The sequence below is a fragment of the Actinomycetes bacterium genome (genome assembly GCA_036000965.1).
Classification (GTDB): Bacteria; Actinomycetota; CALGFH01; order CALGFH01; family CALGFH01; genus DASYUT01.
Genome location: DASYUT010000234.1, coordinates 1 through 6,628, shown reverse-complemented (window position 1 = coordinate 6,628; position 6,628 = coordinate 1). Strand labels below are relative to the sequence as shown.

Annotated in this window: 5 protein-coding genes and 1 riboswitch; of the genes, 2 read left to right on the top strand and 3 right to left on the bottom strand. The window is 74.9% G+C overall.

Going from position 1 to position 6,628, the window contains the following annotated elements; translation table 11 throughout:
• The 3 genes from VG276_21105 to VG276_21095 form a co-directional block, all read right to left on the bottom strand.
• A partial coding sequence (locus tag VG276_21105) for a hypothetical protein (GenBank protein HEV8651824.1) occupies positions 1–278 on the bottom strand: 278 nt, incomplete at its 3' end.
• 177 nt (positions 279–455) lie between these two features.
• Positions 456–544, bottom strand: a riboswitch (cyclic di-GMP riboswitch).
• 221 nt (positions 545–765) lie between these two features.
• The gene (locus VG276_21100) at positions 766–2,682 is read right to left on the bottom strand and encodes an EAL domain-containing protein (protein ID HEV8651823.1); all 1,917 of its coding nucleotides are present in this window, start codon (positions 2,680–2,682) and stop codon (positions 766–768) included.
• 486 nt (positions 2,683–3,168) lie between these two features.
• Positions 3,169–4,317 (bottom strand): glycosyltransferase family A protein, encoded by a 1,149-nt coding sequence (locus VG276_21095; GenBank protein ID HEV8651822.1) that lies wholly within the window; start codon positions 4,315–4,317, stop codon positions 3,169–3,171.
• Between the two features lie 253 nt (positions 4,318–4,570).
• On the opposite strand from VG276_21095, the gene VG276_21090 reads away from it, so the two are divergent.
• Both VG276_21090 and VG276_21085 read left to right on the top strand, forming a co-directional pair.
• Positions 4,571–5,377, top strand: a complete 807-nt coding sequence (locus tag VG276_21090) for a CDP-alcohol phosphatidyltransferase family protein (GenBank protein HEV8651821.1) — start codon at positions 4,571–4,573, stop codon at positions 5,375–5,377.
• A gap of 90 nt (positions 5,378–5,467) precedes the next feature.
• Positions 5,468–6,628, top strand: a 1,161-nt coding sequence (locus VG276_21085) for a 1-deoxy-D-xylulose-5-phosphate synthase N-terminal domain-containing protein (GenBank protein ID HEV8651820.1), incomplete at its 3' end; no start/stop codon positions are given.

Sequence of the window (6,628 nt, the reverse complement as noted above, 5' to 3'; positions counted from 1 at the left end):
TGGTGGGGGTCGATGACCTCCATGTGGCGCTTGAGGTCGCGCTGCAGGTCGTCCAGGTACTGTTGCAGCCGCTGCTGGTCCTGGTACAGCCGCCGCTGGGCGCCCTGGCTCAGCTCGGCGGTGTTGGCGATGGTGTCGGCGATCGGCTCGGCGACGTGGTGGGCCTCGGCGCTGGCCGCGCGCTGGCTGGCCGCGTACTGCTGGCGCACAGCCAGCACCCCCACCAGCGGCACCAGCAGCGACACGGCCAGAAACGCCAGGGTCAGCCGAGCGCGCACGCTCATCTTGCTTTGCCCGATGATTGAGGGATGGGTGGCGCCCAGCCGGCCGGGCGGGGGGCAGGCAGCCTGCTGGTGCGGCGCGGCAACGGCGCGGCAGCGTCGCCGACGCACGCCGTGGCTCCAGCCTGCATGTTGCCTCCTCAAGCCGCAGCTCGGGAAGGCTTGCACCTTCCGTTCGGGAGCCCGGCTGCCCTCTCACCGGCCGGCGAGGTAGGCCCGTGGCGTTGCGTCCCCGGGTTTCCCCGGGTTTGCCGTTGTCGCGGAACTGTTTTGTCTATCGGCCGGTCCCCGACGCACCTGAGCCTCTGCCAGCCTGCCGACACCAGCGTCGAGAGCCACCAGGAGAAATGCTTCTACCAGCGGCTCCGCAGGACCGCGCTCCACCAGGGCAGCGCTCCCATACGGCTTCTATACGGCTCCCAGCCCGATGCACCAAGGGCTGGGATGACCTTGGGGCTGCGAGCGGTGCACGCTCACGGCCCGCTCAGCGGTGGCCCTGCGGGTCGGGCGTGGGTGCGTGCTGCTGCTTGAGCCAACTGATGAGGTCGTCGGCGGGGACGGGCCGGCTGATGTAGTAGCCCTGGATGGCGTCGCAGCCCAGCGCGTCCAGCTCCTGCCAGGTCGCCAGGTCCTCCACCCCTTCGGCGACCACCCGCAGACCGAGGTTGCGGCCAAGGTCGACGGTGGAGCGCACGATCACCGCGTCGCGGGGGTTGCTGGTCATCTGCGCAACGAACGAGCGGTCGATCTTGAGCTCTTGGACGGGCAGGGTCTTCAGGTGGGCCATGGAGGAGTAGCCGGTACCGAAGTCGTCGATGGCCACCTGCACCCCCATGCCGTCGAGCCGGCCCAGGACCTGCATGGCGTGGGCGGGGTCGGCCATGATGGCGCTCTCGGTGATCTCCACCACCAGCAGCCGCGCGGGCACCTGCCAGCGGGCCAGCAGGCCGGCGACCTCTTCGGGGAAGGCCAGGTCGAGAAGGCGCCGCGCCGACACGTTGACCGCCACGCTGAGTTCATGGCCGGCCTGCTGCCAGGTGCGGCACTGGCGCAGCGCGGCGTCCAGCACGTAGTGGGTCAGGGGGGCGATCAGCCCGGTCCGCTCGGCCAGGGGGATGAAATCATCCGGCGGGACCAGGCCGTGGGTGGGGTGCTGCCAGCGCACCAGCGCCTCCACCCCCAGGACCCGGCCGGAGTGGGCGGCGACCTTGGGCTGGTAGTGCAGCACCAGCTGCTGCTGGTCGATGGCGCGGCGCAGCTGGCCGAGCAGGGCCAGCCGGCGGGGGCTGTGCTGGTCCTGCCTGGGGTCGAACAGCACGAACCCCGTGTGGGTGTCCTTGGCGGTGTACATGGCGATGTCGGCGTGCTGCAGCAGCTCGTCGGCGTCGGTGCCGTGGTCGGGGTACAGGGCCAGGCCGATGCTGGCCTCGATGTCCAGGGTGAGCCCGTCGAGCACGAACGGCTCGGCGAAGGCGGCCAGGAGCTTCCTGGCGACCGCCGCGGCGCCCTCGGCGGTGGCGATCTTGGGCAGCAGCACGGCGAACTCGTCGCCGCCGAGCCGCGCGACGGTGTCGACCTGCCGCAGGGCCGCCCGCAGCCGCTGGCCGACCTGGATGAGGAGCTGGTCGCCGTCGTGGTGGCCGAGGGTGTCGTTGACCTCCTTGAAGCGGTCCAGGTCGATCAGCAGCAGCGCGGCTGGGGTCAGCTCCCGGTCGGCCCCCCGGATGGCCTGGCCGGTACGGTCGCGCAGCAGGGTGCGGTTGGGCAGGCCGGTGAGCCGGTCGTGCAGGGCCTGGTGCTGGTTCTCGGCGGCCTGGCGTTCGGTGCGCCGCTGGTAGCCGACCACCACCGCCCAGAAGAGGGCCAGCAGGCCAAGGCCGGTGGAGAAGATGAGCGGCGTGGCCACCACGACGTGCCGGCGCAGCGCCGCCAAGCCCGCCAGCGTCTCGTCGCGCTCGTCAGTTGCCCCCAACTCCACCTGGGCCTCGATCGTGTCGAAGAGCGGCCCGCTCTCCTCGGCTTCGATGGCCAGCACCCGTCGCTGGTCACCAGCGTCCACGGCGGCGAACAGCCGCTGCACCGCCTGCAGGTAGCGCCTGTGATCGGCCATGAGCGTCGCAATCGGGTCCCGGTCAGCCTCGTCACCATGCTGCTGCAGGAACTGGACCGCCGCATCCAGGGACCCGGCCGCCTGGTCGAAGCCCCCCCGTGTCTCGGGTCGCGGCTTGTGGCGGTACTCGTGTGCCAGTCGCTCCTCGGTCGCGACCGCGAAGCGGGCTCGCTGGTAGGCGTCGTTCATGCTGGTCAGCCAGGCTGCGTGCAACGCTGCCTGGTCGGTGGTGGAGGCGGCCCACAAGGCAAACCCGGTCAGCACCAGCAGGACACCAGCGATCCCCGCCATCGCGAACCGTGACGCGGTACGGCTAACCAGCCGTTCGACACGCGTGGGCCTGCCCACTCCTGGCGCCTCCACCGTGCCTGCCTCCTTGCTGCTCCACTTGACGGCACGCGTGCGGCGGCACGGCCGCGACGCGCCCCATAGCGACGCGGTGGGTCGCGACCCTGGGATCTCCATCGATCCCCAAGCAGTTGCTCTGCTAGCTGCTTTCGGGCCCGATCGGTGCGGACCTAAGGGCTCGCCGCCCAATAACCTGGCCAGAGTCCCGCTTACCTCGGAGTGTCGGTGCTGGAACGACCAAGTTATCGGCCCGCAGGCCCTAAGCGGATGCTCGAGCAAGACCGCTCTGGCGACACCCGGACAAGGCAAGACATCGCCGCACGGGGCCTTTGTGCAACCCGGACACCGCCAGTGGTCCAGCGTGGACCCCGCACCCGGACGGCGGGCGGACACGTGGGCGGGACCACGGACACCGGCGGCCCCTCCAGGTCAGCGGACCGGGTGCCGGGCGCTCCAGCCACCGCGGCCGGCTGGGTAGGCGCGGCCCTTCCAGGTGACCGGGCGGCCGCTGCGGTGGCGGCGGGCGCTGTCCAGGTAGACGGCGAGCAGCACGGCGTCCGCCACGGGATAGGCGAGCGCCCAGCGCGGGTCGGCGCCGGCACGCAGGCGGCCCCCGGCCCGGGTCGCCAGGTGGAGGAGACCGGCCGCGAGCAGCGCGGCCCGCGGTCCGGTCCGGTCCGGCCGGAGCCGGGGCACGGCCAGCGCGACCCAGGGCAGGGCGGCGAGCAGGGCCCGGGCCGCCTGCCCGCCCAGCGCGCAGGCGCCGCTCCCCCAGACCTCGGCCAGGTTCCTGGCCAGCCCCTCCCACAGGTCGCCGGGCCGCTGGTACATGCGGACCGAGGCGAGCCCGGGGGCGAGCCGGACGTCCAAGGCGTGGCCGGCGGCGGCCAGCAGCCGGGCCAGGGCCACGTCCTCGACCAGGGAACCGGCCACGGCGGCGAACCCGCCCACCGCGTCGTAGGCGTCGCGCCGGACCAGCAGGCACTGGCCGGACAGGAAGGCGCCCGGGCGGGCCGGGTCGGCCAGGGCGTCGAGGTCAAGCCGCTCGGCCACCTGCAGGCCGAGCTCGGGCAGGAGCAGCTCCTCCCACCAGGAGCCGGCGACCGGGCGGGCGAGCGGGCTGGCGGCTGAGGCGCCCGAGCCGGTCGCCGCCGCGACCAGACGCGACAGGGCCTGCGGGGCCAGGCGGACGTCGGCGTCGACGAACGCCAGCCACTCTCCCGCCCGGGCCGCGGCCGCCCCGGCCGCGCAGGCGACCGCCTTGCCGGCCAGCCCGGCCGGCGGGGGCGGCGCGGCCACCACCCTGGCCCCGGCCCGCGCGGCCAGCTCCGCGGTCGCGTCCCGGGAGCCGTCGTCGACCACCACGACCTCGGCCGGCCCGACGTCCTGGGCCAGCACGGCGGCCACGCATCCCCGGATCCGCGCGGCCTCGTCGCGGGCGGGGACGACCACGCTGACCCGGGCGGTCGCAGCCACGTCGCCCGGGCCGAGCCGGTGCCGGCGTCGCCCGGCCCGGGCCAGCCGTGCGAGGCTGTGCCCAGCGGCGGCCAGGCTCGCTGCGGCCAGCAGCAGCGCCACCGGCCCGGCAGGCACCCGGGCGGGCGCGCCCGCCGGCCGGGGCTGAGCCGCTCGGGCGCCAGATGCCCGGGCAGGCCGGGGAGCAGGCACCCACGCTCGGGCCCGCCGGCCCGGGCCGGCGGGCCGGCGGGCTGCCGTCCGGCGAGCAGCCCAGCCCGGGCGGGCCGGTGGGGCGGCGCGGGCGGCGGGCAGCCGGCCGGCGGCCGGGAACGGGTGAGGAGCTGGCACGAGGAGGGACCGTCCGGTGGGTGCGATGGGCATGATCGGTGCCGGCCTCGGGATGGCCGGCGCCGCCATCCTCGCCTGGACGGCTGCCGGGCGCACGCCGGCAGCGGCGGTCGACCCAGGCTTCGAGGCGTTCCGGGCCGGTTGGCGTCGCGCCCACCGCATCCCCGGCGGCCATTCCGACCCGGGCGGCCGGGTCACGCTGGCCTGGCTCCGGGTGCCCTGGGCCGTTGCCATGCCCCTGGCCCGCCTCGGCGTCCGCCCCGACCGGCTGACGCTGTGCGGGCTCTGGCTCGCGCTGGTGGCGGGCTGGACGGTGGCTCTCGGCCCGGGCTGGGCCGCGGCCGGCGGCGCCCTCACGCTGCTGGCCGGGCTGGCCGACGGGGTCGACGGGGCGGTCGCCGTCCTGGCCAGGCGGGCCTCGACGTTCGGGTTCGTCTGGGACTCGGCGGCCGACCGGCTGGCCGACCTGGCGCTGGTGGGCGGGCCGGTCGCGCTGGTCGCCATGCACGCGGACGACCCCTGGCCGGCGCTGGCGGCCGGAACGGCGGCGGCCGCCGCCGGGCTGCTGCTCGAGTACGTCCGGGCCAGGGCCCAGGCCGCTGGCCTCCCGGCCGCCTGGACGCTGCTCACCCCGGGCGAGCGCCCGGTCCGGGTGATCGTGCTCGGCGTCGCCGGCCTGGCCGTGGGCGCCGCCGAGCTCGGCGGCGGTGCCCCGGCCCGGGCCGCGCTGCTGGCCGGCTACCCCGCCGCGCTCACGACCCTCGCCGCGCTCGGGGCGGCCGGCTGCGTCCAGCTCCTGCTTGCGGCCAGGCGCCCGCCAGCCGACACCTAGGGATGCCAGGCTTGGGGATGCCAGGCTTGGGGATGCCAGGCTTCGCCACGTGAGGCAGAATCCCCGAAAGGTGTCTATCCTCGAACGGTCATGCTCGAATCCATCACCCAGCCAAGCGACCTCCGGCGGCTGTCCACCGCGGAGCTGACCACGCTCGCCGCGGAGATCCGGGGGTTCCTGGTCCGCGCGGTCGCCGCCCGCGGCGGCCACCTCGGCCCCAACCTTGGCGTCGTGGAGCTGACCATCGCGCTGCACCGGGCCCTGGACTCCCCGGTGGACCAGATCGTCTGGGACACCGGCCACCAGGCCTACGTGCACAAGCTGCTCACCGGCAGGCAGGCCGACTTCGCCAGCCTGCGGACCATGGGCGGCCTGTCCGGCTACCCGTCGCGCAGCGAGAGCCCCCACGACGTGATCGAGAACTCGCACGCGTCCACCGCCCTCGGCTACGCCCTCGGCCTGGCCGAGGCGCGCCGCGCCGGGCAGGACGGCGGCCGGGTGGTGGCCGTGGTCGGGGACGGCTCGCTCACCGGCGGGGTCGCCCTCGAGGCGCTCAACCTGATCGGCCACCGCAAGCCCGACATGCTGGTGATCCTCAACGACAACGGCCGCTCCTACGCGCCCACGGTCGGCGGGCTGGCCGGGCACCTGGCCCCGCTCCGCCTCCACCCCGGCTACGAGCTGCTGAAGAAGGGCGTGGAGGAGACCCTGGGCCGGGTGCCGCTGGTCGGCGACGGCATGGTCGAGGCGGCCAAGCGGGCCAAGGAGGGGGCCAAGGCGCTGCTCGCCCCCCGGGTGGTGTTCGAGGACCTCGGCTGGCAGTACGCCGGCCCGGTCAACGGCCACGACCTGCCCGCCCTCGAGCGGGCCATCGCCCACGCCAAGCGGGTGCCCGGGCCGGTGCTGCTGCACGTGATCACCCAGAAGGGCCACGGCTACAAGCCGGCCGAGGAGCACGACGAGGACAAGCTCCACTCGCCGTCGGGCGCCTTTGACCCTGAGACCGGCCGGCCGCTGCCCTCCTCTGGCGACGAGGTCCAGTTCACCCAGGTGTTCGGCCAGGCGCTGCTGGAGGAGGCCCGCCGCCATCCCGAGCTGGTGGCCATCTCGGCGGCCATGCTCGGCCCGACCAAGCTCACGGTCATGGCCAGCGAGTTCCCCGACCGGGTCTTCGACGTCGGCATCGCCGAGCAGGTGGGGGTCACGATGGCCGCCGGCATGGCCCTGCAGGGGCTGCGGCCGGTCTGCGCC

What these genes read in the sequence shown, in the direction of transcription:
- VG276_21090 (HEV8651821.1), top strand. Translation starts at nt 4,571, where the DNA reads ATGGGCATGATCGGTGCCGGCCTCGGGATGGCCGGCGCCGCCATCCTC.
- VG276_21100 (HEV8651823.1), bottom strand. Translation starts at nt 2,682, where the DNA reads ATGGCGGGGATCGCTGGTGTCCTGCTGGTGCTGACCGGGTTTGCCTTG.